Below are 20,460 nucleotides of genomic sequence, written 5' to 3'. Positions count from 1 at the left end.
CGATAGGCTGCGAGGGCGCCGTTCGTGGGATGATCACGTCCATGAACAAACACTTACTCGCATTCTTCGGCGGCATCCTGCTCGCCGCCTCGGCGGCCCACGCCGCGCCCGTAGTGCAGCAGGAACCGCTGGAATTCGGCAAGGCCGCCGCCACGCGCTTCACGGTGCAGCGCGACGGCGCGCCCGCCATCCGCTACGTCATCTCGCAACCCGCGCACAAGGCGCCGCTCGTGCTGTTCGTGCAGGGTTCCGGCTGCACGCCGCCGTTCGTCGGCCTGGGCACGCCGAACCGTTACTCGACCGTCTTCAATGTCGTGCCGCTGGCGCAGCGGGGCGACTACGCCGTGATGGTGGTCGACAAGCCGTACCAGCCGGAGGCCCCGCCCCACGCGCCGCCGGGCGTGGCGACGGGATGTCCGGCCGCTTTCAACGCCAACTTTTCCTACGACAGCTGGCTGGACACGCTGCGCGGCGCGCTGCGCCATGCGCTGGCCTTGCCGTGGGTCGACGGCAGCCGCGTGCTGGTGTTCGGCGTGTCGGAAGGCGCCGTGATGGCAGCGGGCCTCGCGCGCGCGTTGCCCGAGGTGACGCACGTGGCGCTGATCGGCGGCACCGGCACGAGCCAGTTGTTCGACTTCGCCGCCAACGCCTATCGTGCGGGGACGAACGACGACGACACGCTCGCGCGCCTGCGCGACATCGACGCGACCGTCGACGCCATCAACGCGGACCCGCGCAGCAGCGTGAAATTCGCGTGGGGCCACACCTATCTGCGCTGGAGTTCCTTCTTCGCGCAGGCGCCCGGCGAGAACCTGGTCCAGTCGAAGGCGCGGGTCTGGCTGGCCAGCGGCATGCGCGACGACAGCGTACCGGTCCTGTCGACCGAGGTCGCGTACGCGCGCCTGCGCGCGCTCGGGCGCGACGTCACGTTCCGGCGCCTGCCGCGCGCGGGCCACAACCTGATGGCGGAAGGGGGCTCGATGGCGGACGTGCAGAAGGAGTACGATGCCATCATGGCGTGGTTCGACCGCCGCTGAGCGTTGTCGCTTACGGCTGCAGCGCCTTCTCGATATCGCCCGCGATCTCTTCCGGCTTGGTCTGCGGCGCGTAGCGATGCAGCACGGTGCCGTCGCGGCCGACGAGGAACTTGGTGAAGTTCCACTTGATGCCCTCGGTGCCCAGCACGCCCGGCGCCGCGTTCTTCAGGTATTTCCACAGCGGGTGCGCCGCATCGCCGTTGACGTCGACCTTGGCGAACAGCGGGAACGACACGCCGTAGTTCTTTTCGCAGAACGCGCCGATCTCGGATTCCGTGCCCGGCTCCTGGCTGCCGAACTGGTTGCAGGGGAAGCCCAGCACTTCCAGGCCGCGCGCGTGCAGTTCGAGGTACAGGGCCTCGAGGCCCTGGTATTGCGGCGTGAAGCCGCATTTGCTGGCGGTGTTGACGATGAGGAGGACCTTGCCGCGATACTGGGCCAGGTCGACCGGCTTGCCGTCGAGGGAGGTGGCCTGGAAGTCGAACACGTTCATCGTGGGCTCCTGTAAGCTTGGGTTGATTCGAAGGCAACAGTGTAAGGCAAAGGAGACATCGATGCAGTCCACTGTGAACATTCCCCTGGCCGCGGGTGCGCTGCTCAGCGCCGTCGCCGCGCTGCTCCACCTGGGCATCGTCGCGGGCGGTCCGGCGTGGTACCGCTTCTTCGGCGCGGGCGAGCGGTTCGCGCGGGCGGCCGCGGAAGGGCGCCGGTATCCGGCCCTCGTCACGCTGGGGATCGCCGCCGTGCTGTTCACGTGGTCCGCGTATGCGCTGGCGGGCGCCGGTGTCATCGGCGGGCTGCCGTTCCTGAAGGCGGCGCTGGTCGCCATCACGGCCGTCTATCTCGTGCGCGGGGCGGCGTTCGCGCCGCTCGTTCTCGCCAGGGGCGGCGCGATCACGCCGTTCGTCGTGTGGAGTTCGGTGATCTGCTTCGGCTACGGGGTGGTGCACCTCGTCGGCCTCGTGCAGCGCTGGGCGGCGCTGTAGCCGAAGCGGATCAGAGGAGACCGAGCGTCTCGGTGCCCGCGGAGAAATCGCGGTTCTTCGCGTGCTTGCTATTGAGCTTGATGTTCAGGCGCAGGTCGTTCACGGAGTCCGCGTTGCGCAGCGCATCCTCGTAGGTGATCTTGTCCGCCTCGTACAGGTCGAACAGGGCCTGGTCGAAGGTCTGCATGCCCAGTTCGCGCGACTTCTTCATGATCTCCTTGATCTCGTGGACCTCGCCCTTGAAGATCAGGTCCGAGATCAGCGGCGAATTCAGCATGATCTCCATCGCGACCACGCGTCCCTTCGCTTCCTTCTTCGGAATCAGGCGCTGCGAGATCAGGCCCTTCATGTTCAGCGACAGGTCCATCAGCAGCTGCTGGCGGCGCTCTTCGGGGAAGAAGTTGATGATGCGGTCCAGCGCCTGGTTGGAGCTGTTCGCGTGCAGGGTGGCGAGGCACAGGTGGCCCGTCTCGGCGAACGCGATCGCGTGTTCCATCGTCTCGCGGTCGCGGATTTCTCCGATCTGGATCACGTCCGGCGCCTGGCGCAGCGAGTTCTTCAGCGCTGCCTCGAAGCTGTCCGTGTCGACGCCGACCTCGCGCTGCGTGATCACGCAGTTCTTGTGCGGGTGGACGAATTCGACGGGATCCTCGATCGTGATGATGTGGCCGTAGCTGTTTTCGTTGCGGTAGCCGACCATCGTCGCGAGCGTCGTCGACTTGCCGGAACCCGTGGCGCCGACCATGATCACGAGGCCGCGCTTGGTCATGATCACGTCCTTCAGCACCTCCGGCAGGTCGAGGTCCTCGAACTTCGGGATCGTCGTCGTGATCACGCGCAGCACCATGCCCACGGCGCCCATCTGCATGAAGGCGGAAACGCGGAAGCGTCCCAGGTCGCCGGGGCTGATGGCGAAGTTGGCTTCCTTCGAGAGCTCGAAGCCGGCGGCCTGCTTGTCGTTCATGATGGCGCGCGCCAGGTCGGCCGTGTGCGAGGCCGTGAGGGCCTGGCTGGACACGGGCGTCATGCGGCCGTCGATCTTCATCGCGGGCGGGAAGCCGGACGTGATGAACAGGTCGGAACCGCCCTTGCTGACCATCAGGCGCAGCAGGTCGAACATGAATTTGGAGGCCTGGTCGCGTTCCATGCGCTGTCCTTAACCTGGGAAGTTTTCGGGGATCTTGGCGGCGGCGCGCGCGGCCGCGGACGAGATCACGTTGCGGCGCACGAGGTCCGTCAGGTTCTGGTCCAGCGTCTGCATGCCGACGTTGGAGCCGGTCTGGATCGCGGAATACATCTGCGCGATCTTCGCTTCGCGGATCAAGTTGCGGATGGCCGGCGTGCCGATCATGATCTCGTGCGCGGCCACGCGGCCGGCGCCGTCCTTCGTTTTCAGCAGGGTCTGCGAGATCACGGCCTGCAGCGATTCCGACAGCATCGCGCGCACCATCTCCTTTTCCTCCGCCGGGAACACGTCGACGATACGGTCGATGGTCTTCGCGGCCGACGACGTGTGCAGGGTGCCGAACACGAGGTGGCCCGTCTCGGCGGCGGACAATGCGAGGCGGATCGTCTCCAGGTCGCGCAGCTCGCCGACGAGGATCGCGTCCGGGTCTTCGCGCAGCGCCGAGCGCAGCGCGTTGTTGAACGACAGCGTGTGCGGACCGACTTCGCGCTGGTTGATCAGGCACTTCTTCGAGTCGTGCACGAACTCGATCGGGTCCTCGATGGTGAGGATGTGACCGTACTCGTTCTCGTTCAGGTGGTTGACCATCGCGGCGAGGGTCGTCGACTTGCCGGAGCCCGTCGGACCCGTCACGAGCACGAGGCCGCGCGGCTTCAATGCGAGGTCGGCGAAGATCTTCGGCGCGTTCAGTTCTTCCAGCGACAGGATCTTGGACGGAATCGTCCGCAGCACGGCGGACGCACCCCGTTCCTGGTTGTACGCGTTGACGCGGAAGCGCGCGAGGCCGGGGATCGCGAACGAGAAGTCGCACTCCAGCATCTCTTCGTACTGCTTGCGCTGGCCGTCGTTCATGATGTCATAGATCATGCCGTGCACGTCCTTGTGCTCCAGCGGCGGCAGGTTGATGCGGCGTACGTCGCCATGCACGCGGATCATCGGCGGCAGGCCGGCCGACAGGTGCAGGTCGGAGGCTTTGTTCTTGACCGAGAAAGCGAGCAGTTCGGAGATGTCCATTTATAATGATCCTTTGACGCGGAGCTAGAACACCGTCGTTCCCGCGCAGGCGGGAACCCAATTGCTGCGTGCATGCAGGCTGAGCTTGGATCCCCGCCCGCGCGGGGATGACGATGAGATATCGCACCGCCAGGCTAGAAAAATATTTCCTGAAGAAAACCATTATGTCCACAATCGCAGCCAACTTGCAAGCTGTCGAAGCGACAATCCAGGCCGCTTGCGAGGCCGCGAACCGGCCCCGTTCCACGGTCCAGTTGCTGGCCGTTTCGAAGACGTTTCCGGCGGAAGCCGTGCTGGAAGCGATCGAAGCGGGCCAGCGCGCGTTCGGCGAAAACTATGTGCAGGAAGGCGTCGACAAGATCGCCGCTGTGGCAAAAGCGCGACCGGGCCTGATGCTTGAATGGCATTTCATCGGCCCGATCCAGAGCAACAAGACGCGGCCCATCGCGACCAGCTTCCAATGGGTGCACACGGTCGAACGTTTAAAGATCGCGCAGCGGCTATCGGAACAGCGCCCGGCCGAACTGGGCCCGCTGGACATCTGCCTGCAAGTGAACATCAGCGGCGAGGCCACCAAAAGTGGCGTCAAGCCGGAGGAGTTGCTGGACCTGGCGAAGGCCGTCGTCCAGCTGCCGAACCTGCGCCTGCGCGGGCTGATGGCGATCCCGGAACCGCAGGCCGATCCGGCCCTGCAACGCGCCCCGTTCGCACGCCTGCGCGCGCTCGCGCAAGACACCGTCAAAGCCGGCATCCACCTCGACACGCTGTCGATGGGCATGTCCGGCGACCTGCAATCGGCCGTGCTGGAAGGCGCGACCATCGTACGCATCGGCAGCGCGATTTTCGGCGCGCGCCATTATGAGTGAATGAAAAAGCGCGCATCACGCGCGCCTAACCCCGGGACTCTCATGAAAATCAGTTTCATCGGCGGCGGCAACATGGCCACCGCCCTCATCGCCGGCCTGGCCGGCAAGGTCGCGCAGGCGGCGGACATCCACGTCGTCGACCCGAACGCGGACGCGCTCGAGCGCCTGCGCACGCAATACGGCGTGACGACGTCGCCGGACATCGGCGCGGCCGTCGCCGCCAGCGACGTCATCGTGCTCGCGGTGAAGCCGCAGCAGATGCGCGACGTCACGGTGCACCTGCAGTCGCAGCTCGCGAACAAGCCGCTGCTGCTGTCGATCGCGGCGGGCATCCGCGGCGCCGATCTGTCGCGCTGGCTCGGCGGCTACGGCGCCATCGTGCGCACGATGCCGAATACGCCCGCACTGATCGGGCAGGGCATCACGGGCATGGTGGCGATGGCCGGCGTCGGCGCCGCGCAAAAGGACGCCGCCGACAGCATCATGCGCGCCGTCGGCCAGACCGTCTGGCTCGATGAAGAAAGCCTGATCGATCCGGTGACGGCGGTGTCGGGCAGCGGCCCCGCCTACGTGTTCTACTTCCTCGAAGCGATGCAGCAGGCGGCCGCGGAAATGGGGCTGTCGGCGGAGCAGGGCAAGGCGCTCGCGCTGGCCACGTTCACGGGCGCGGCCCAGTTGGCGGCGCAATCGGACGAACCCGTCGACGTGCTGCGCCAGCGCGTGACCTCGAAGGGCGGTACCACGCATGCGGCCATCACGAGCATGGAAGCGGCCGGCGTCAAGCAGGCCATCGTCGAGGCCATGAAGGCGGCGGCGGCGCGCGGGCAGGAGCTCGGCGAGGAACTGGGCAAGGACGCCTGACAACCGCCGATGATGCCTGCGATGCCGCGCCCGCCGCTCGTCCTGATGCTTGCCGTGAGCCTGATGGCGAGCGGGCCGATGCCGTGCATGGCTCAGTCGCGGCCGGCGATCGACGGGATCGTCCTGGAGGGCGGCAAACCGGTTGCTGGCGTGGCGCTCTTCCTTGGCAAGTTTCCGGGCAAGAATGAGCCTTGCACCGACGTGGGGGAGGTCATTCCCGTGGCGGCGGACGGCAGCTTTTCATGGACGCCGCCGCGGGAACGCGAACGCACGGATGCGCCGGCCGATGCGGGGGCGGCGATCGCCACGTTGACGGCTTTCTGCATCCGTCATCCGGTGAAAGGTGTGCTGATCGGGGCGATGTTGTTCATGGGGCGGCAGGAACCCGTCGCGATCCGCCTCGATTGCGACGTGGCGCGCCCGCACCGCGGCGGCAACGGACCGCATACAGTGTCGTCGATGCTCGGACAGCCCCAGTACTGCGCCGTTGCGCCGCCGACCTAGCGGTTTTGCCACACCCACTTCAAGCCGCGCATATACCCTTCGGCCTTGCTGGTGCCGTGGCCCATGCCCTCGATCGTGATGGTCTGCAGCTGCAAGCCCTGGTACTGGTGCGATGCCAGCTGCTTTTCGAATTGCTCGATCGCGCCGCGATACTGGGCCTGTTCGATCGAGCCGACGGAAATGAAGATGCGCGCCTTCAAGGGCCGGTTCTGCCTGGCCAGCGCTTCCTCGAGTTTGAACAAGGCACCGCCGTCCCAGACGACGGTGGGACTCAGCGCGATATAGCCCGTGAAAAAGTCCGGCGTCTTCATGGCGGCGCCCAGCGTGAACAGGCCGCCCAGCGAGGCACCGGCCAGTGTGCGGTTGTCCTTGTCGCCGTGGTACTTCGATTCGATCAGCGGCGCGACTTCCTTTTCCAGGAAATTCAGGAATTGATCGCCTTTGCCCGAGCCGGGCGCCATCCACATCGACGTATAGGTGTAATCGCGCACGCGGGCGCTGCCGTAGTCCGTGCCGTCCGGGTACGACAGGCCGACCATGATGAACTCCGGCGCCATGTTGTCGTACACCAGGTTGCCGTAGGCGCCGGCGAGCAGCGGCGTGTCCCAGTAGCCGTCCGTGAAATACAGGACCGGATATTTCTTGTTCGGATTGCTCCAGTAGCTGTCAGGGTAGACGATGATCAGTTCGTGGGTCTGGCGGTATAGGCCGACTTCACGGACACGATGTCCGAATTACCGAACACGAATTTCTTCGACGTTGGCTCGGCGAGTGCGGCGGACGCCAGGCCAACGGACAGCAGCAGGACGAGCAGCGCTTTTTTCACGGACGCCCTTCGAGTTGCGGTGGTTGTGCCGGCCGCTTGCCCAGCAGCGCCCAGAGCGAATAGACGCCGATCGCGGTACCGAACGGGAAGTTGAGCAGCCCGAGCACGCTGAATATGATCGTGAACACCCGTCCCGTCGGCGATCCTTTCAGCAGCGCGATCCCGGCGATGGCTTCCGCCGCCAGCAGCAGCGCGAAGAATCCGGCCACTACCGCGCCGAAGCCGAAGAAGAAGTTCGCCACGGCGCCGTCGCTGCCGGCCGAGTCGGCGATGAAGTGGCCGATCCAGTTGGTGCTGAGTGCGAAGATCAGCATCATGCCGGCGCCCAGCACGCCGATGACGATGTGAAGCGCGGCGGTAATGCGGGTGTGAATGTCCATGGCGTGCCCATTGATAAAGGCGCTTAGTGTATTTCGTTTTCACCCCGCATAAATACGCACAAAGTCACGTCAGGGCGTTGGCGCCTTCAGCCGGAACGAGACATCCCGGTCGCGGTCGACCTCGAGCCGGCCATCCTTGAACACCAGCTCCGCCACCTGGATGACCGTGCGCTGGTGCCAGCGCGCATCCGTCGCCGCTTCCGGTTCGTTTTCCTGATGGACGAAGTAGTAGATGAACGCGCGGTCGCCATCGACGACGACGTCCGCGTGCTGTCCCTTGGCCCGGTCGGTGGCCTTGTGGCCCGGTTCGCCGAGGATGTAGCCTTTCTGTTCCGTCCAGGTACGCGCATCGTCGGACCGCAGCACCATCAGGCCCTTCCACACGTCGACGACCATCCAGTAATACCCCTTGAAGCGGAACACCTTCGGTCCCTCGCCCGTGGTCGGATTGACCGGCTCGTCGCTCACCTTCTTCCACGTGCGCAGGTCCTGGCTGTCGGCGGCCAGGATCTTGCTGCCGGCGCGCTCGTCCTTGTACCACATCCGGTAACCCTGTCCGAGCTTGATGACGGTCGGGTCGATCATACGGCCGGTGTCCAGCTTCACGGTGCCTTCGCACTGCCATTTGGACAGGTCGGTACTGGTCAGGTGCTCGATGCGGCCATCCGCGCCAGGGCCGCCCCACCGGTGGAAGATGCCCGGGACGATCGTGAGCCACATGTGGTACGTGCCGTTTTCATAGTAGATCTCGGGCGCCCAGAGCGTCACGTCCGTACACGCCTTGGGAAACTCGGCCGTGCCCTGGTAGCGCCAGTGCATGCCGTCAGGGGACGTCGCGATGCCGATGGCCGTGCCGTGCACCCACTCGACGTCCTTCGGGTCGGGCAGCTTCATCGTCGCCCGGCGATTGGTATAGAACATCTTCCACAGCTTGGCGGCGCGGTCGTAGACGATGGACACATCCGCCGCGCCGTCGTACACGGGGTCGCGGAACACCGGTTTCGGTGCGACGTCGGCGGCGCTGGCCGCCAGCGGCAGCACAAGGGCCAGGGTGGCGAGGAACGATTTCATGGGATCTCCGGTGGACTCAGAACTTGATCGATAGCGGTTTGCCGGCATACGTGACCGACTTCGTCGCGCCCGCCGGTTCGATGGCGGTCGCGTTGTCCCGGCCGACGACGACGACATTCAGCTTGCGCGTCCCGACCAGGCCCTTGAACGTGCCCTTGCGGGCGCCGATGGTCAGGGTGCGCGCGGCGTCGTTCCATGCCAGGTCATACGTGGCGTACTTGCCCTTTTCGTAGTCGTACGTTTCGTTGTCGTCTTCATAGACCGTGAACTTGCCGTCGGCGCCCGGATAGACGCGGATCTCGTACGGCGCATCCGGCCGCTCGGTCGCGTACTGGACGACGGGACCCATCGGCACGATCGCGCCGGCGCGCACGTACAGCGGGAAGACGTCGAGCGGCACGTCCTTCGCGACGGTCGTGCCGCCGTGGAAACGCTCGTGCGTCCAGAAGTCGTACCAGTCGGTGCCGGCGGGCAGGTAGGTCTGCATCGTCGTGTCCGGCTTGCCCGACGGTTGCGCCTGCGCGGCCAGCTGCGATGGCGTGCGCCATGCCAGGCGCAGGCTGCGCTCCGACGTGGCATTGAAATACTCGAGGGTGATGGGGAGGCTCTGGCCCTTTTTCAGGACGACCTTGGTGCCGGCGTAGCGCTTGCCGCCGTTTTTCCAGTCCTCGACGGCGAGCTTGCCGTCGACGTACAGGCGGTAGCCGTCGTCGCCTTCCGCACCCAGCTCGTATTCGCCGTCTTCCGGCGCCACGACGGCGCCGGTCCAGCGCGCGGAGAAGTTGTCGAGGCTCGCCAGGCCGGCCGGCATGTCGGCCAGCGGCGGGCCGGGCCACTGGAAGTCGATGGTGGCATCGACGGTTTTGTCGTGCGGCGTCTCGAAATTGGTGCCCGCGAAGTATTGACCGGCCAGTCCGGGCTTGCCGTCGGGCGTGCGCAGCGCGGTCGCCGGGATGGTGGCGGGCGGCGGCGGCTGGAAACGGTACATCTGGCGCGTGACCGGATGGACGAGGAGGGACGGGCCGAACTGGAAGGCGTCGTTGATATCGCGCACGCGCGGGTCGTCCGGGAAATCCATCGGCAGCGCGCGCATCAGCGTGTAGCCGTCGCGGGTGACTTTCCCGGCCAGGCTGTACGTGTAGGGCAGCAGGCGGTAGCGCAGACGCACGGCATCGTACAGCGCCTTGTACATCTCGGGATCCGTCTGCTTGAAGAGGTAAGGCTCGCGCTCGATGTCGGTGCCGTGGATGCGCATCAGCGGATTGAAGGCGGCGTATTGCAGCCAGCGGGCATACAGTTCGCGGTACGACGCATTCTTTTCGCCGCCCGGGAATTCACCGCCGATGAAGAAACCGGCGGTATCCTGCGTCCAGTACGGGTTGCCCGTGATGGTGACGTTGACGCCGCCGTTGATCTGCTCGAGCAGGGTTTTCCAGCTCGCCCGCGTATCGCCCGACCACGAGGCCGCCGCGGTCCGTTGCGCGCCGGCCCAGGCCGAGCGCGTCAGCGTGAACACGCGCTTGTTGCTGGTGGCGCGTTGGCCTTCATAGGTGCCGAGCGTCGTCATCAGCGAGTACGGATTGAGGTAGCGGGCGAAGTCGCCCATCGCGTTGTTGCCGAGTCCCTTGATGTCGCGCTCGTTGTCGGCGGCGTTGTGCGCGGCCGTGCCGACTTCGACCTCGGTGCCGTCCATCCACAGCGCGTCCACGCCCACGTCGAGCAGGCCCTTCTTGACGTGCTTGAAGTAGATCTTGCGGCCTTCGGGGCTGAAGGCGTCGTAGATGCGCGCCTTTTTCGAAATCCAGTGCAGCGGCTCGAAGCGCAGCTTGTGTTCGTCGAGCTCGTGCGCCAGCGCGGTGTCGTTGCCGATCGACGGCCAGATCGACACCATCAGCTTCAGGTGCATGTCGTGGATGGCCTTCGTCATGCCTTTCGGATCGGGGAAGCGCTCGCGGTTCCACGTCATGCCGCTCCAGGTGCCGTCCTTGTCGCTGCCCCAGTACTGCCAGTCCTGCACGATGTAGTCGAGCGGGAACTGCTCCTTGCGGAAGGTGCGTGCCACCTCGACGAGGCGGTCCTGCGTCTGGTAGCGCTCCTTGCTCATGAACAGGCCGAACGCCTGCTTCGGCACCATCGGCGCCGCGCCGGTGAGGTCGCGGTAGCCGGCCACGACGTCGTCCAGCGTGGCGCCGGCCATGAAGTAGTAGTCGACGCCGCCCGGCGCGCTTTCCGCCCACAGCGACGCGCCGTCGGCGTTATCCGTGAAGCGCATCTTCGAATACGTGTCCCACAGGATGCCGTAGCGTTCCGTCGACATCATGACGGGGATGATGATGCCGACATTCGTCTGCACCAGCAGCAGGTCCTTGTTGCGGCGGTTGATGTCGCCTTCGCCCACGAAGCCGAACCCGTAGATGCCCTCGCCGGGCTTCAGGGTGAACGTGTTGCGCGCTTCATAGGTCGGCGCGCCGGCCAGCTCGATTTTCTTCAGCGTCTGCGGCGCGCTGCGCTTTTCCTGCGTGTAGATCTTGCCCTGCGCATCCTGGAACGTGATGGCGCCGGTCGACTTGTCGATCACGATGCGCAGCCGTTTGCTTTCCAGCGTGAGGGAGTCGGCGCCGTCGCGCGTCGTGAAGGCGACGGCCGCGGGCGCGTGCGTCACGACGATGCTCGGATGACGCCAGTAGTTTTCGCCGAGCGTCGTGTTCACGCGCACCGTCGCCGGGCCGTAAAAGATCACGTTCTTGGTCACGCCGCCGACGCGGACCTGCACGCCGTGCGCGATGGGCGCATACGAAAAGGCCGACGTCGCGGCCGCGACCGGCAGCAGGTGGCCGTTGGCGTCGAGGCCGGCGAGCGGCGCCGCATGCGCGCTCCCGGCAAGCATGGCGAGCAGCGTGAGCGCCGGCAGTGCGGTGTAGGTTTTCATGACATTCCTGATCTGGATGGCTGAGGTTAACGTGAGACGTTAGCAGAATAATTTGTTCGGTGATATTACAAATTTTCACTAAAACCATAACGAAAACGGCATGGCACAGCCCGCGTATGTGCCCCGAGATGTTGAGATAGCGCTATCATCGAACGTTGATCCCTATAACAACAACGGAGACTTCAATGAAAAAGCTGCTCATCACATCCATCTACGCCCTGGCGCTGAGCGTCGCCGCCCCGGCCTGGGCACAGCAGCCCGCCACCCAGGCGCCCGAGCGGCACTTCGTGCTGGAGAACACGCAGATCATCCCCGTGCAGTCGCAGTCCACCGGCAGGGCGCACGAGCTGGTCGTCGTGCTGCCGTCCAGCTACGCGGCGCATCCGGAAAAGCGCTATCCCGTGCTGTACTACCTCGACGCGTACTGGGACACGCCGCTGCTGACCGCCACCTACGGCAACCTGATCTACGATAACCAGGTCCCCGAGTTCATCATGGTGGGCCTGTCGTATCCATCCGGCGCCAACTACGACGTCGAGCGCCGCCGCGACTACACCATCACCGCGACGGACGCCGATTCCGGCAAGGCCGACGCCTTCCTCGGCTTCATCACGAAGGAAGTCGCGCCGCTGATCGAGAGCCGCTTCCGCGCCGAGAAGACGGACCGCGTGATCTCCGGCAGCTCGCTGGGCGGCCTGTTCGCCATCGCGGCCGCGTACAAGGCGCCGGGCTTCTTCGCGGGCCATATCGCGATCAGCCCCGCGGCCGGCTGGGACCACGGCGCGCTCGGCAAGCTCGATGCCGCCTACGCCCGCGACCACAAGACGCTGCCCGCGCGCATGTTCATCTCGCACGGCAGCATCGAATATCCCGCATTCCAGCAGCCCATCGCGGCGTTCCAGAAGCAGCTGGGCAACCGCAACTACCGGGGCCTGGCGCTGCAGACCTGGACGATGGAAGGGCTCGATCACACGGCCGTGAAAGGCGACGGCTACGTGCGCGGCCTGATGTGGGTATGGAAGCCGAAGAAGCCGGCCGGGCCGAGCGGGCTGACGAAGGCGATGCAGCAGCAGGGCGAGTAGGGCGCCGGTCAGCGTCCGCGGAAGTGCGACGCCTGCAGGAAGCGCAGGCCGGCGAGCACCTGGTCCACGCGTTCGCTGGACAGCCGGCCGATGCGTGTCCCCAGCCGTGCTTTCGGGATTGCGCTGATCTGCGAAGGCAGGACGACGCTGCGCTTCTCGAGTCCGCCCTCGCCGGGTTCCAGCGGCACGCAACCGGGCTCGCTTGCCCGCCTGAGGTTCGTCGTCAGGGCGCAGACGATCACGGTGTCGATGCGCGAATGGTTGAACAGGTCGTCCTGCACCACGAGGTGCGGATGGGGATACCCGGGCACCGAGCCGCGCGTGCCGTCCGGCGCCACCCAGTAGAGCTCACCCCTGTCGATGCGCCGCGCGGGCGTGTGGTCGTTGTCCATGTGGTTTCCAATCAGTGGAATGATAGGATAGCGCTTTACGCACCATCCAGAGGAAGCCATGACCATATTCGCCATGCCCGTATTCGACGCCACCGTCATCTACGAAGGCAACGAGCTGTTCAAGGGCCAGGGCGCGGCGCGCGGCTGGGCCGAGAAGCTGGCCAGGGAAATCGAGACGCCCGTCACGGTCGAGAAGATCGGCACCGGCTGGGCGCTGTGCGCGCAGCTGGACGGCGTCGCTTGCCGCTGGGGCATCCTGGGCCAGCGCTTGAAGCGGCTGGACTGATGGCCGCGTTGACGGTCTCGCGGATCCTGCATGCGGGCTACGTGTTCGCATGCGAGGGTACGCGCATCGCCTTCGACACTATCTTCGAAAACCCGTTCAGCCGCAACTGCCACGCGTTCCCGGACGTGCGCTTCGACGCAGCGCTGATCCGGCGCCAGCGCTTCGACGCCGTCTTCATCTCCCACTTCCACGACGACCACTGCTCGCTCGAGAGCCTGGACCTGCTGGACCGCGCGACGCCGCTGTACATCTACTGCCTGTTCGACGAATTGTTCGACATGGTGCGCGAACTGGGTTTTACGCGCGTCCACGCGCTGCAGCTTGACGTGCCCGTGGACGTCGGCCCGTTCCGGGTCGTGCCGCGCGAAGCGATGGATGCCGAGGTCGACTCGATGTTCCAGGTCCGTGCCGCCGGGCTGAACGTCCTGAACGTGGTCGACTCGTGGATCGACGATGCGGCGCTCGCACGCCTCGTCGCCGAAAAGCCATGGGACCTCGTGCTGTTTCCGTTCCAGACGATGCGCGAGATCGAGGTGCTGGCCCCGACGCGCGCCGAACCCGCGCCGCCGGCGCTGCCGGAGGAATGGCTGGAGCAGTTGCAGGCCCTGGACCCGCGCTTCGTCGTGCCGAGTTCATGCCAGTTCCAGCTCGAACCCTGGTCGTGGTACAACCGCGCGTTCTTCCCGATCTCGTATGCCCGTTTCACCGCCGAGGTGCAGGCGGTGCTGCCGCGGGCGCGCGTCGTACGCATGGATCCGTCGGTCTCGATGCAGCTCGATGCGGACGGATTGCGCGCGGCGCCGCCGCTGGACTGGGTCATTCCCGTCGGCGCACAGGACGTCGACTACATGTATGAGGGCAATGCCGACGCGCCGCCCACGGCCGACATCGCCCGCCACTTCCCTGCGCTGACGGCGGACCAGTGGACGCGCGTGCTGGACTTTTGCCGCACGGGCCTGGCGGACCGCTACGCCGCGCTGGATGACGAGAGCGAGTATTTCGACGGGCCGCGCGTCTGGCAGCTGTCGATCCACGATCATGCGGGCGAGGTGACGCGCTTCCGCTACCGGCTGTCGCCAGGCAGCGCGGACCCTGTCGACGATGATGGGCCACTGGGCTGGACCACCGGGATCCCGGCCGCGAAACTGTACGCGGCGCTGGAACTGGGCGAGTCGCTGACGTCGCTGTACATGCGCATCAACGATGCCGTGTTCGATGCGGACACGGAGCGTGACCTGGCGCAGGCCGACGTGATCGAGGATCCGCTGATCCGCTGCCTGTTCAGCGAGGGCTTCGGCGCCTACCAGCGGGCGCAGTTGCGGCGGTTGCTCGCGCGCTAGCCCGGCCCGAAGTCCAGTTGTGATTGTTCCGGCGGATACGTGATCCGCAGGCCCTCGACGTGGGCGAAGGGCGTCAGCTTGTGCGGCTTGCGCTGGCGCGCATCGATGATGTCGTCGACGGGCACGCCGCGCACCAGCAGCGCATCGGCGACGAGCGAGCGGTGGCAGCGCCACGGCACCGCTTCCGCGCACATCAGCGCGCAGGGCCGGGTCTGCGCGAGTTCGATGACCGCATCGACGTTGGCCGCGAATTCGTCGGTCTGCATGTAGTCCGCGTAGCCGCGGAACGACGTGTTGCGCCAGGCGGCATTCGGTGAATCCTTGAGCGGGCGGCGCAGGCCGCCGAGGCCTTTCATGTATCGGTATTCGATGCCGGCATCGAGCAGCGAGGCCGCGAGTTCATCCTGCCCGAATTGCGGATTGTGGCGCGATTTGGGGACGGTCCGGATATCGAGCAGGCAGGCGATGCCGTTCTGCCAGAGCAGTCCGATGAACTCCTCGATCGTACGGTTCGAATGCCCGATGGTGCAGACGGGTGCGGGTGTCATGACCCTATTCTGGCACGGCCGCGCGGGGCGGGGCGCCCGCTTCCTTACAGACTGAAACGTCTCTTACAGCGACCGAACAGAGCGTTTCTGGCGCGCGCGCTACGATGAAGTCATCCACTTCAATCGGGAGAACAAAATGACACTCAATAATCGCCCCCTCCTGCGCATCGCCGTCATCCTGGCCTTGAGCGCCGCCACCACGTCCGCGTTCGCGCAGAGCGCCGAATATCGCCGCGGCTATGACGACGGCTATGCCGCCGGCCTGCGCGAAGCCGGCGGCGGTCGCGGTGAAGGCCGCGGCTCGCGCATCTTCGTCGAAGACGCGGAATACGGCACGCATTTCGCGTCCTGCGACGCACGCCGCGCCGTGCGCTATCAGGTCGAACGCAATCGCGGCGCCGTCCGCGCGGATAACCAGCTGTGCGGCGATCCGGCGCGCGGGGAGCCGAAGCGGTTGCGCATCGTGTATCGGTGCGGTGACAGCGAAGCCGTCCGCGTCGTTGCGCGCGAGAATGAGACGGTGCGGTTGAGCTGCAGGCGCTGAGTGGGTGCGCACGGTGTACAATGTTGCAACATTGACACCATTGCGTACCACCATGACGAGTATCTTGCGGCCCCTCGGCCTGTCCCTGCTGCTGGCCACCTCGATCGCGAACGCCGCCGACGCGCCGTTCTACTTCATCGACATTGCCAACACGGGCAAGGCCGTCCTGTACAGCGAGTCCCAAACCGCACCGAAGGGCGACCTGTCGTATGCGCTGGTCGAGCAGGTCGGCATGGGATGCTGTTTCAGGGCTACCGGACGCAAGCCCGCCCGCAAAGGGGATGACGACACGGCCAGGTTCGTGGCGGACGACGACAAGCCCATCTTCAGCCACGCCGTCCAGTTCAGCAGCGCAAAGAAGCCCGAGCTGGAACAGGCCTACGGTTTCGAAGGCATGCAAACGGTAACGAAGAAAGGTCGCGACACCTACCAGGTCACGCTGCAGGCCGGCGACCCGGTGTTCGTTCGCACCTGCTACTCGGGCGAAGGGCTGCGGGTGCGGCTGTTCCGCCGGCTGGCCGACCGGAAGCCGTACGCGAGCTATTACTACTATCTCGGATACGACGTGGAGCCGACCTGCCGCTAGTGCGCCGCCAGCGTCAGCGCAATCCCCATTTCCCGATATGGCCGCAACACTTCCTCGCCAGTCGTTGCCGGCACCACGAGCCCACTGATCTCGGCCAGCCCGACGATCCGGTGCGGCGACGCGGTGGCCAGCTTCTCCGACGACGCCAGCACGACGGTCTCCGCCGCCGCATGGCATAGCGCCCGCTTGATGCAGGCTTCCTCGTAATCGCCGGTCGACAGCCCGCGCTCGGGATGCACGCTCGTCACGCCCATGAAATACGTGTCGGCGCGGATTTGCGCGATGGCTTCCAGCGTCGCCGCACCCACGCCGACGGCCGAGTGGCGGAACAGGCCGCCGCCGAGCATGATGACCTCGATGTCCGGATGGTCCATCAGCTCCATCGCAATGGATGGGCTGTGCGTGACGACCGTCGCTTTCAGGCGCCGCGGCAGCGCGCGCACGAGTTGCGCGCACGTGGTGCCGCCGTCGACGAACACGACCTGGCCCGGCTGCACGAGCGCGGCGGCGGCGCGGCCGATGGCGGCCTTGTCGTCGGTGGCGATGTTGTGGCGCGTCGCGAAGTCCGCCAGCGCCGGGCTGGCGGGCAGGGCGCCGCCGTGCACCCGCTGCAGCAGGCCTTCCTTCGCCAGCTCGCGCAGGTCGCGCCGGACCGTGTCCTCCGAAACGCCCAGTTCCGCGCTCATCTTCGTGGCGACGATCTGGCCGTCGCGGCGCAACATCACGCGCTTGTGGGATGCGTTCATGAGCCCAGGCAGCGTGACGGAGCGCCTGCACTTCTTCGTGGCCGAGTACGAGGCGCGCGACCGCGTGGGACCCGGCGGCGGCGTGGCGGCGGAGGGCGAACGTTTGGACGTGCTGGAACTGGACATCGACGCAGCGCTGGCCATGATCGGCACGGGCATCGTCGACGGCAAGACGATCATGCTGCTGCAGTACGCGCGCTCGCACCTGTTCGCGCCGCGCGGGATGACGATCCTGGTCGCGGGCCCGTACCGGTCGGGCACGGACGGTGATCCGGACCGTATCGCGGCCAACGTCGCGGCGATGGAAGCGTGCGTGATGCCGCTGTACGACGCCGGGCACCTGCCCGTGCTGGGCGAATGGCTCGCGTTGCCGACGGTGCGCCTGGCCGGATCGCAGGCGCCGGGGGACGCCGTGTTCGACGCCGTGTTCCACCCGCATGCGCAGCGCCTGCTGGAGCGGTGCGACGCCGTCCTGCGTATCGGGGGCGCGTCGGAAGGGGCGGACCGGATGGTGGCGACAGCGCAGAAGCTGGGCAAGCGTGTGTTCGCGTCTATGGAAGAGATTCCACCCGCGCCCAGCCTTGGTACAATCACATCACCATGAACAAGACTGCCATCTCCCTCGTGCTGGGCGCGACGCTGGTCGCATCGCTGTCCGCCTGCAGCAGCAAGACGTCGGCCAACGAAAAGAACTTCGGCCTCACCGTCTCCCAGTATTTCGACAAGAAGGGCGACCTGTGCCTGGATCCCATCAAATGGCCGGTCGACGTGTATGAAACCGACATCCGCCAGCAGAAGATGTACCCGGACGGCGTGGCCGGCCAGATGTCGGCGCTGGAATCCGTCGGCCTTGCCAGGAGCGAGGACGTGGAATTACCAGGCGCCATCGTCAATGGCAAGGCGAGCGGGGTGAAGGTCAAGCGCTACACGATGGCCGATGCCGCGAAGCCCTACCTGCACGCGAACGCCGGGAAGCAGCCGCGCATCTGCTGGGGCCGCAAGTCGCTGAGCAAGGTGCTCCGCTGGGCGGACCCGGCCAAGGTGGGCGACCACGAGGAAACCAGCGTGATCTACACCTATCAGCTGTCGAACGTGGCCGAGTGGGCCCGGAAGCCGCAGGTCAAGGAAGCGTTCCCCGAAGTCGGGCGGAACGTCGACGGCGAGCGCTCCCAGAAGGAAAAACTGTACGTCAAGCTGACGCCGAATGGCTGGGAAGCGCTCGGCCTCAACGACTAGCGGCGCAGCTGCGCGAGAATGCCCAGCGCGCCGCGCGCCATCTTCACCGCCGACAGGGCCGACGTGACGAGCCCGGCCAGGCGCTTGCGGCGCATGAGGACGAGCCCCAGCACGGCACCGGCCGCGCCCAGCACGAGCTTGCGGTTGGCGGCGACATAGCCCATGACCGGATGCCCGGCCAGTGCATTCGACGGACGCAGCGCCTTCAGCTCGTAGGCGAGGCCCACGCGCTGTTCGGCGCATTGTTCGATCAGGGCCGCGCGGCGGGTGGCGAGGTCAGGCTTGTTCATCGGTTGCCTCCGCATGATGTTGGGCCAGGCCATGGCGCAGGTAGTCGACGTCGTTGCGCAGTTCGGCCAGCGTGGCCGAGAGCAGCGGCGCTTCCGCGGTCATGCTGGCGCGGACTTTCATGAGGATGATGCCGGCCAGCGCGCCGAACAGGATGGCCATGCCGCCGACGGCCTGCAGGCGGTACGTGTCCCAGAAGATGGCGATGACGAACAGCGCGGCCAGCAGGAGGGCGCCGGCCGCGAGGAACACGGCCAGCAGGGTCCACGCGAGGTGGCCCAGCAGGCGGCGTGCGTCTTCCTGGAATTCGACCGCGGCCAGTTCCAGCCGCGTGCCCGCCATCGCGACGAGCGTCGCACCGATCCGGCCTGCCGCCGCGAAGACGCCAGCCATCATTACTTACGGGCGATCAGCATGCCGATCACGACACCGACTGCGGTGCCCAGGCCGACGGCCTTCCACGGATTCTCCTTGACGTATTCGTCGGTGGCCTTGGCGGCGACCTTGGCTTTTTCGACCGCGGCTTCTTCCAGGCGGACGATGTCTTCCTTGGCCTTGACCAGGGTGCGCTCGAACTTGACCTTGGCGGCCTTGAATTCTTCGCCGGTCAGGTGGCCGCTGTGGCGCAGCCACGCTTCCGCGTCCTGGACGACGGTCTTCAGGTCGGACAGCAACTGGTCGCGGGCGCCGGACTGGGTCGGGATTTTTTCCATCATGGGGGGAACCTCTCGTTATGGGTTATTCAAGGGACAATATTATCCTAATGCATAGTCTAACGCGACGCCAGCAAACACGGCCGCACCCAACCAATTGTTGTGGTTGAACGCGGCAAAACACTTCATGCGGTCGCGGCCGCGGATCAGGGTGTAGTGGTAGACGGCCATCCCGGCCGCGACGGCGATGCCCGCCACGAACCACCAGCGCAGGCCCAGCGACCAGCCGCACACGAGGTCGATGAGGAGCGTGGCCGCGTAGCACACCATGATTGCGGCGACGTCGTAGCGGCCGAACGTGATGGCGGACGTGCGGATGCCGATGACGAGGTCGTCGTCGCGGTCGACCATCGCGTATTCGGTGTCGTAGGCCAGCGACCAGAACACGTTGGCGACCAGCAGCCACCACGCGACGGCCGGGACGTGGTCCTGCACGGCTGCGAACGCCATCGGGATGCCGAAGCCGAACGCGATGCCGAGGTAGGCCTGCGGCAGCGCGAAGAAGCGCTTGAAATACGGATAGCTGCCCGCGACGATCACGGCCACGACGGAGAGCTGCTTCGTCAGCGTGTTCAGCGGCAGGATCAGCAGGAACGAGACGATCGCGAGCACCGCCGCCACCATCAGCGCTTCCCAGCCCTTGATGCGTCCGCTCGTCAGCGGGCGGTCGACCGTGCGCTTGACGTGGCGGTCGAAGTCGCGGTCGGCGTAGTCGTTGATCGCGCAGCCGCTTGATCGCATCAGCGCCGTGCCCACGATGAAGATGGCGAGGATCATCGGATCGGGATGGCCGTTCGACGCCATCCACAAGGCCCACAGCGTGGGCCACAGCAGCAGCAGGATGCCGATGGGCTTGTGGGCCCGGACCAGGCGGAAATAAAGCGCCAGCTTGTTCATTGTGCGTTCGAATTGAAAATCTGCAAGGTCAGGATTGTAGCCTGTCGGGGCGCGCCCGGCTGTACGGCGCAGGACGATACGCGGCGATCATGCGCACGTCGACGATGCACAAGGCATGGCGCACGCGCGCGCTTTACGATGC

At 66.0% G+C, this 20,460-nt stretch carries 26 protein-coding genes and 1 pseudogene; 12 read left to right on the top strand and 15 right to left on the bottom strand.

All coding sequences use genetic code 11. The annotated features are described in order from the left end of the window. The first annotated feature begins 41 nt into the window (after nucleotides 1-41). On the top strand, nucleotides 42-1,037 hold the full coding sequence (locus tag ACL58G_RS31280) for an alpha/beta hydrolase family protein (protein WP_440964422.1): 996 nt from the start codon (nucleotides 42-44) through the stop codon (nucleotides 1,035-1,037). Between the two features lie 10 nt (nucleotides 1,038-1,047). Here ACL58G_RS31280 and ACL58G_RS31275 read toward each other — a convergent pair whose 3' ends face one another. After that, complete coding sequence (locus tag ACL58G_RS31275) at nucleotides 1,048-1,530, bottom strand: glutathione peroxidase (protein ID WP_440964420.1); 483 nt, start codon at nucleotides 1,528-1,530, stop codon at nucleotides 1,048-1,050. Between the two features lie 61 nt (nucleotides 1,531-1,591). On the opposite strand from ACL58G_RS31275, the gene ACL58G_RS31270 reads away from it, so the two are divergent. Then, on the top strand, nucleotides 1,592-2,023 hold the full coding sequence (locus ACL58G_RS31270; RefSeq protein ID WP_440964418.1) for a hypothetical protein: 432 nt from the start codon (nucleotides 1,592-1,594) through the stop codon (nucleotides 2,021-2,023). Nucleotides 2,024-2,033: 10 nt separating this feature from the next. Here the strand turns inward: ACL58G_RS31270 and ACL58G_RS31265 are convergent, their stop codons facing one another. Together ACL58G_RS31265 and ACL58G_RS31260 are read right to left on the bottom strand one after the other, a co-directional pair. Beyond that, nucleotides 2,034-3,170 carry a PilT/PilU family type 4a pilus ATPase gene (locus ACL58G_RS31265; RefSeq protein ID WP_056122526.1) on the bottom strand — a complete coding sequence of 379 codons (1,137 nt, stop codon included), beginning with the start codon at nucleotides 3,168-3,170 and terminating at the stop codon, nucleotides 2,034-2,036. Between the two features lie 9 nt (nucleotides 3,171-3,179). Beyond that, a complete protein-coding gene (locus ACL58G_RS31260; RefSeq protein ID WP_056122528.1) occupies nucleotides 3,180-4,223 on the bottom strand; it encodes a type IV pilus twitching motility protein PilT in 1,044 nt (347 codons plus the stop codon). A gap of 164 nt (nucleotides 4,224-4,387) precedes the next feature. Here ACL58G_RS31260 and ACL58G_RS31255 point away from each other — a divergent pair, with 164 nt between their 5' ends. From ACL58G_RS31255 to ACL58G_RS31245, 3 genes are read left to right on the top strand one after another with little or no spacing between them, the layout of a single operon-like run. Further along, nucleotides 4,388-5,089, top strand: coding sequence for a YggS family pyridoxal phosphate-dependent enzyme (locus tag ACL58G_RS31255; protein WP_440964415.1), 702 nt, complete (start codon nucleotides 4,388-4,390; stop codon nucleotides 5,087-5,089). A 42-nt stretch (nucleotides 5,090-5,131) separates the two neighbouring features. Beyond that, complete coding sequence (proC, locus tag ACL58G_RS31250; protein WP_440964413.1) at nucleotides 5,132-5,950, top strand: pyrroline-5-carboxylate reductase; 819 nt, start codon at nucleotides 5,132-5,134, stop codon at nucleotides 5,948-5,950. 9 nt (nucleotides 5,951-5,959) lie between these two features. After that, nucleotides 5,960-6,454, top strand: a complete 495-nt coding sequence (locus tag ACL58G_RS31245) for a hypothetical protein (RefSeq protein ID WP_440964411.1) — start codon at nucleotides 5,960-5,962, stop codon at nucleotides 6,452-6,454. Here the strand turns inward: ACL58G_RS31245 and ACL58G_RS31240 are convergent. From ACL58G_RS31240 to ACL58G_RS31220, 5 genes are all read right to left on the bottom strand, one after another. Beyond that, entirely contained in the window at nucleotides 6,451-7,134 is a 684-nt protein-coding gene (locus tag ACL58G_RS31240; RefSeq protein WP_440968173.1) for an alpha/beta hydrolase, read from the bottom strand. The genes ACL58G_RS31245 and ACL58G_RS31240 overlap by 4 nt on opposite strands. A 2-nt stretch (nucleotides 7,135-7,136) precedes the next feature. Continuing rightward, nucleotides 7,137-7,280 carry a hypothetical protein gene (locus ACL58G_RS31235; RefSeq protein WP_413386800.1) on the bottom strand — a complete coding sequence of 48 codons (144 nt, stop codon included), beginning with the start codon at nucleotides 7,278-7,280 and terminating at the stop codon, nucleotides 7,137-7,139. Further along, nucleotides 7,277-7,660, bottom strand: coding sequence for a hypothetical protein (locus tag ACL58G_RS31230; RefSeq protein WP_440964409.1), 384 nt, complete (start codon nucleotides 7,658-7,660; stop codon nucleotides 7,277-7,279). Before ACL58G_RS31230 ends, ACL58G_RS31235 begins: the two co-directional genes overlap by 4 nt. 69 nt (nucleotides 7,661-7,729) lie before the next feature. After that, complete coding sequence (locus ACL58G_RS31225; protein ID WP_440964407.1) at nucleotides 7,730-8,731, bottom strand: family 43 glycosylhydrolase; 1,002 nt, start codon at nucleotides 8,729-8,731, stop codon at nucleotides 7,730-7,732. A gap of 16 nt (nucleotides 8,732-8,747) precedes the next feature. Continuing rightward, nucleotides 8,748-11,660, bottom strand: coding sequence for a TIM-barrel domain-containing protein (locus tag ACL58G_RS31220; protein WP_440964405.1), 2,913 nt, complete (start codon nucleotides 11,658-11,660; stop codon nucleotides 8,748-8,750). A gap of 185 nt (nucleotides 11,661-11,845) precedes the next feature. Between ACL58G_RS31220 and ACL58G_RS31215 the strand changes: the two genes are divergently transcribed. After that, complete coding sequence (locus ACL58G_RS31215; RefSeq protein WP_440964403.1) at nucleotides 11,846-12,742, top strand: alpha/beta hydrolase; 897 nt, start codon at nucleotides 11,846-11,848, stop codon at nucleotides 12,740-12,742. Nucleotides 12,743-12,750: 8 nt separating this feature from the next. Here ACL58G_RS31215 and ACL58G_RS31210 read toward each other — a convergent pair whose 3' ends face one another. After that, a complete protein-coding gene (locus ACL58G_RS31210) occupies nucleotides 12,751-13,134 on the bottom strand; it encodes a type II toxin-antitoxin system PemK/MazF family toxin (protein ID WP_413337123.1) in 384 nt (127 codons plus the stop codon). Nucleotides 13,135-13,192: 58 nt separating this feature from the next. Here ACL58G_RS31210 and ACL58G_RS31205 point away from each other — a divergent pair, with 58 nt between their 5' ends. Both ACL58G_RS31205 and ACL58G_RS31200 read left to right on the top strand, forming a co-directional pair. Further along, the gene (locus ACL58G_RS31205) at nucleotides 13,193-13,420 is read left to right on the top strand and encodes a hypothetical protein (protein ID WP_160409665.1); all 228 of its coding nucleotides are present in this window, start codon (nucleotides 13,193-13,195) and stop codon (nucleotides 13,418-13,420) included. Further along, entirely contained in the window at nucleotides 13,420-14,760 is a 1,341-nt protein-coding gene (locus tag ACL58G_RS31200) for an MBL fold metallo-hydrolase (RefSeq protein ID WP_440964400.1), read from the top strand. Before ACL58G_RS31205 ends, ACL58G_RS31200 begins: the two co-directional genes overlap by 1 nt. Here ACL58G_RS31200 and ACL58G_RS31195 read toward each other — a convergent pair. Continuing rightward, nucleotides 14,757-15,308 carry a DUF488 domain-containing protein gene (locus tag ACL58G_RS31195; protein ID WP_413386811.1) on the bottom strand — a complete coding sequence of 184 codons (552 nt, stop codon included), beginning with the start codon at nucleotides 15,306-15,308 and terminating at the stop codon, nucleotides 14,757-14,759. The genes ACL58G_RS31200 and ACL58G_RS31195 overlap by 4 nt on opposite strands. Before the next feature lie 136 nt (nucleotides 15,309-15,444). Here ACL58G_RS31195 and ACL58G_RS31190 point away from each other — a divergent pair, with 136 nt between their 5' ends. Beyond that, nucleotides 15,445-15,852: a hypothetical protein gene (locus ACL58G_RS31190; RefSeq protein WP_413386813.1), complete on the top strand. Its 408-nt coding sequence runs from the start codon at nucleotides 15,445-15,447 to the stop codon at nucleotides 15,850-15,852. A 52-nt stretch (nucleotides 15,853-15,904) separates the two neighbouring features. Beyond that, complete coding sequence (locus ACL58G_RS31185) at nucleotides 15,905-16,438, top strand: hypothetical protein (protein WP_413386815.1); 534 nt, start codon at nucleotides 15,905-15,907, stop codon at nucleotides 16,436-16,438. On the opposite strand, the gene ACL58G_RS31180 is transcribed toward ACL58G_RS31185, so the two are convergent. Further along, entirely contained in the window at nucleotides 16,435-17,184 is a 750-nt protein-coding gene (locus tag ACL58G_RS31180) for a DeoR/GlpR family DNA-binding transcription regulator (RefSeq protein ID WP_440964397.1), read from the bottom strand. The two genes, ACL58G_RS31185 and ACL58G_RS31180, sit on opposite strands and share 4 nt — an antisense overlap. Between ACL58G_RS31180 and ACL58G_RS31175 the strand changes: the two are divergent. Then, nucleotides 17,174-17,389, top strand: a pseudogene (locus tag ACL58G_RS31175) (GDP-mannose pyrophosphatase); the annotation flags it as partial. The gene ACL58G_RS31180 and the pseudogene ACL58G_RS31175 overlap by 11 nt on opposite strands. A 395-nt stretch (nucleotides 17,390-17,784) precedes the next feature. Next, nucleotides 17,785-18,420 (top strand): hypothetical protein, encoded by a 636-nt coding sequence (locus ACL58G_RS31170; RefSeq protein WP_413386819.1) that lies wholly within the window; start codon nucleotides 17,785-17,787, stop codon nucleotides 18,418-18,420. On the opposite strand, the gene ACL58G_RS31165 is transcribed toward ACL58G_RS31170, so the two are convergent. The 4 genes from ACL58G_RS31165 to ubiA are packed head-to-tail and all read right to left on the bottom strand — an operon-like array spanning nucleotide 18,417 to nucleotide 20,318. Beyond that, nucleotides 18,417-18,710 carry a hypothetical protein gene (locus tag ACL58G_RS31165; RefSeq protein ID WP_056122581.1) on the bottom strand — a complete coding sequence of 98 codons (294 nt, stop codon included), beginning with the start codon at nucleotides 18,708-18,710 and terminating at the stop codon, nucleotides 18,417-18,419. The two genes, ACL58G_RS31170 and ACL58G_RS31165, sit on opposite strands and share 4 nt — an antisense overlap. Continuing rightward, nucleotides 18,697-19,104, bottom strand: a complete 408-nt coding sequence (locus ACL58G_RS31160; protein ID WP_440964394.1) for a phage holin family protein — start codon at nucleotides 19,102-19,104, stop codon at nucleotides 18,697-18,699. Before ACL58G_RS31160 ends, ACL58G_RS31165 begins: the two co-directional genes overlap by 14 nt. Further along, on the bottom strand, nucleotides 19,104-19,424 hold the full coding sequence (locus ACL58G_RS31155) for a DUF883 family protein (RefSeq protein ID WP_413337132.1): 321 nt from the start codon (nucleotides 19,422-19,424) through the stop codon (nucleotides 19,104-19,106). The genes ACL58G_RS31160 and ACL58G_RS31155 overlap by 1 nt, the downstream gene beginning before the upstream one ends. A gap of 39 nt (nucleotides 19,425-19,463) precedes the next feature. Then, on the bottom strand, nucleotides 19,464-20,318 hold the full coding sequence (gene ubiA, locus ACL58G_RS31150; protein WP_440964392.1) for a 4-hydroxybenzoate octaprenyltransferase: 855 nt from the start codon (nucleotides 20,316-20,318) through the stop codon (nucleotides 19,464-19,466). Nucleotides 20,319-20,460 lie beyond the last annotated feature (142 nt).

This window comes from Massilia sp. GER05 (genome assembly GCF_052056005.1).
Classification (GTDB): Bacteria; Pseudomonadota; Gammaproteobacteria; order Burkholderiales; family Burkholderiaceae_D; genus Telluria; species Telluria orientalis.
The sequence above is the reverse complement of the archived record's forward strand: the minus strand, read 5'-3'. Positions and strand labels throughout refer to the sequence as shown.

What these genes read in the sequence shown, in the direction of transcription:
- ACL58G_RS31280 (WP_440964422.1), top strand. Translation starts at nt 42, where the DNA reads ATGAACAAACACTTACTCGCATTCTTCGGCGGCATCCTGCTCGCCGCC.
- ACL58G_RS31275 (WP_440964420.1), bottom strand. Translation starts at nt 1,530, where the DNA reads ATGAACGTGTTCGACTTCCAGGCCACCTCCCTCGACGGCAAGCCGGTC.
- ACL58G_RS31270 (WP_440964418.1), top strand. Translation starts at nt 1,592, where the DNA reads ATGCAGTCCACTGTGAACATTCCCCTGGCCGCGGGTGCGCTGCTCAGC.
- ACL58G_RS31265 (WP_056122526.1), bottom strand. Translation starts at nt 3,170, where the DNA reads ATGGAACGCGACCAGGCCTCCAAATTCATGTTCGACCTGCTGCGCCTG.
- ACL58G_RS31260 (WP_056122528.1), bottom strand. Translation starts at nt 4,223, where the DNA reads ATGGACATCTCCGAACTGCTCGCTTTCTCGGTCAAGAACAAAGCCTCC.
- ACL58G_RS31255 (WP_440964415.1), top strand. Translation starts at nt 4,388, where the DNA reads ATGTCCACAATCGCAGCCAACTTGCAAGCTGTCGAAGCGACAATCCAG.
- proC (WP_440964413.1), top strand. Translation starts at nt 5,132, where the DNA reads ATGAAAATCAGTTTCATCGGCGGCGGCAACATGGCCACCGCCCTCATC.
- ACL58G_RS31245 (WP_440964411.1), top strand. Translation starts at nt 5,960, where the DNA reads ATGATGCCTGCGATGCCGCGCCCGCCGCTCGTCCTGATGCTTGCCGTG.
- ACL58G_RS31230 (WP_440964409.1), bottom strand. Translation starts at nt 7,660, where the DNA reads ATGGACATTCACACCCGCATTACCGCCGCGCTTCACATCGTCATCGGC.
- ACL58G_RS31225 (WP_440964407.1), bottom strand. Translation starts at nt 8,731, where the DNA reads ATGAAATCGTTCCTCGCCACCCTGGCCCTTGTGCTGCCGCTGGCGGCC.
- ACL58G_RS31220 (WP_440964405.1), bottom strand. Translation starts at nt 11,660, where the DNA reads ATGAAAACCTACACCGCACTGCCGGCGCTCACGCTGCTCGCCATGCTT.
- ACL58G_RS31215 (WP_440964403.1), top strand. Translation starts at nt 11,846, where the DNA reads ATGAAAAAGCTGCTCATCACATCCATCTACGCCCTGGCGCTGAGCGTC.
- ACL58G_RS31210 (WP_413337123.1), bottom strand. Translation starts at nt 13,134, where the DNA reads ATGGACAACGACCACACGCCCGCGCGGCGCATCGACAGGGGTGAGCTC.
- ACL58G_RS31205 (WP_160409665.1), top strand. Translation starts at nt 13,193, where the DNA reads ATGACCATATTCGCCATGCCCGTATTCGACGCCACCGTCATCTACGAA.
- ACL58G_RS31200 (WP_440964400.1), top strand. Translation starts at nt 13,420, where the DNA reads ATGGCCGCGTTGACGGTCTCGCGGATCCTGCATGCGGGCTACGTGTTC.
- ACL58G_RS31195 (WP_413386811.1), bottom strand. Translation starts at nt 15,308, where the DNA reads ATGACACCCGCACCCGTCTGCACCATCGGGCATTCGAACCGTACGATC.
- ACL58G_RS31190 (WP_413386813.1), top strand. Translation starts at nt 15,445, where the DNA reads ATGACACTCAATAATCGCCCCCTCCTGCGCATCGCCGTCATCCTGGCC.
- ACL58G_RS31185 (WP_413386815.1), top strand. Translation starts at nt 15,905, where the DNA reads ATGACGAGTATCTTGCGGCCCCTCGGCCTGTCCCTGCTGCTGGCCACC.
- ACL58G_RS31180 (WP_440964397.1), bottom strand. Translation starts at nt 17,184, where the DNA reads ATGAACGCATCCCACAAGCGCGTGATGTTGCGCCGCGACGGCCAGATC.
- ACL58G_RS31170 (WP_413386819.1), top strand. Translation starts at nt 17,785, where the DNA reads ATGAACAAGACTGCCATCTCCCTCGTGCTGGGCGCGACGCTGGTCGCA.
- ACL58G_RS31165 (WP_056122581.1), bottom strand. Translation starts at nt 18,710, where the DNA reads ATGAACAAGCCTGACCTCGCCACCCGCCGCGCGGCCCTGATCGAACAA.
- ACL58G_RS31160 (WP_440964394.1), bottom strand. Translation starts at nt 19,104, where the DNA reads ATGATGGCTGGCGTCTTCGCGGCGGCAGGCCGGATCGGTGCGACGCTC.
- ACL58G_RS31155 (WP_413337132.1), bottom strand. Translation starts at nt 19,424, where the DNA reads ATGATGGAAAAAATCCCGACCCAGTCCGGCGCCCGCGACCAGTTGCTG.
- ubiA (WP_440964392.1), bottom strand. Translation starts at nt 20,318, where the DNA reads ATGAACAAGCTGGCGCTTTATTTCCGCCTGGTCCGGGCCCACAAGCCC.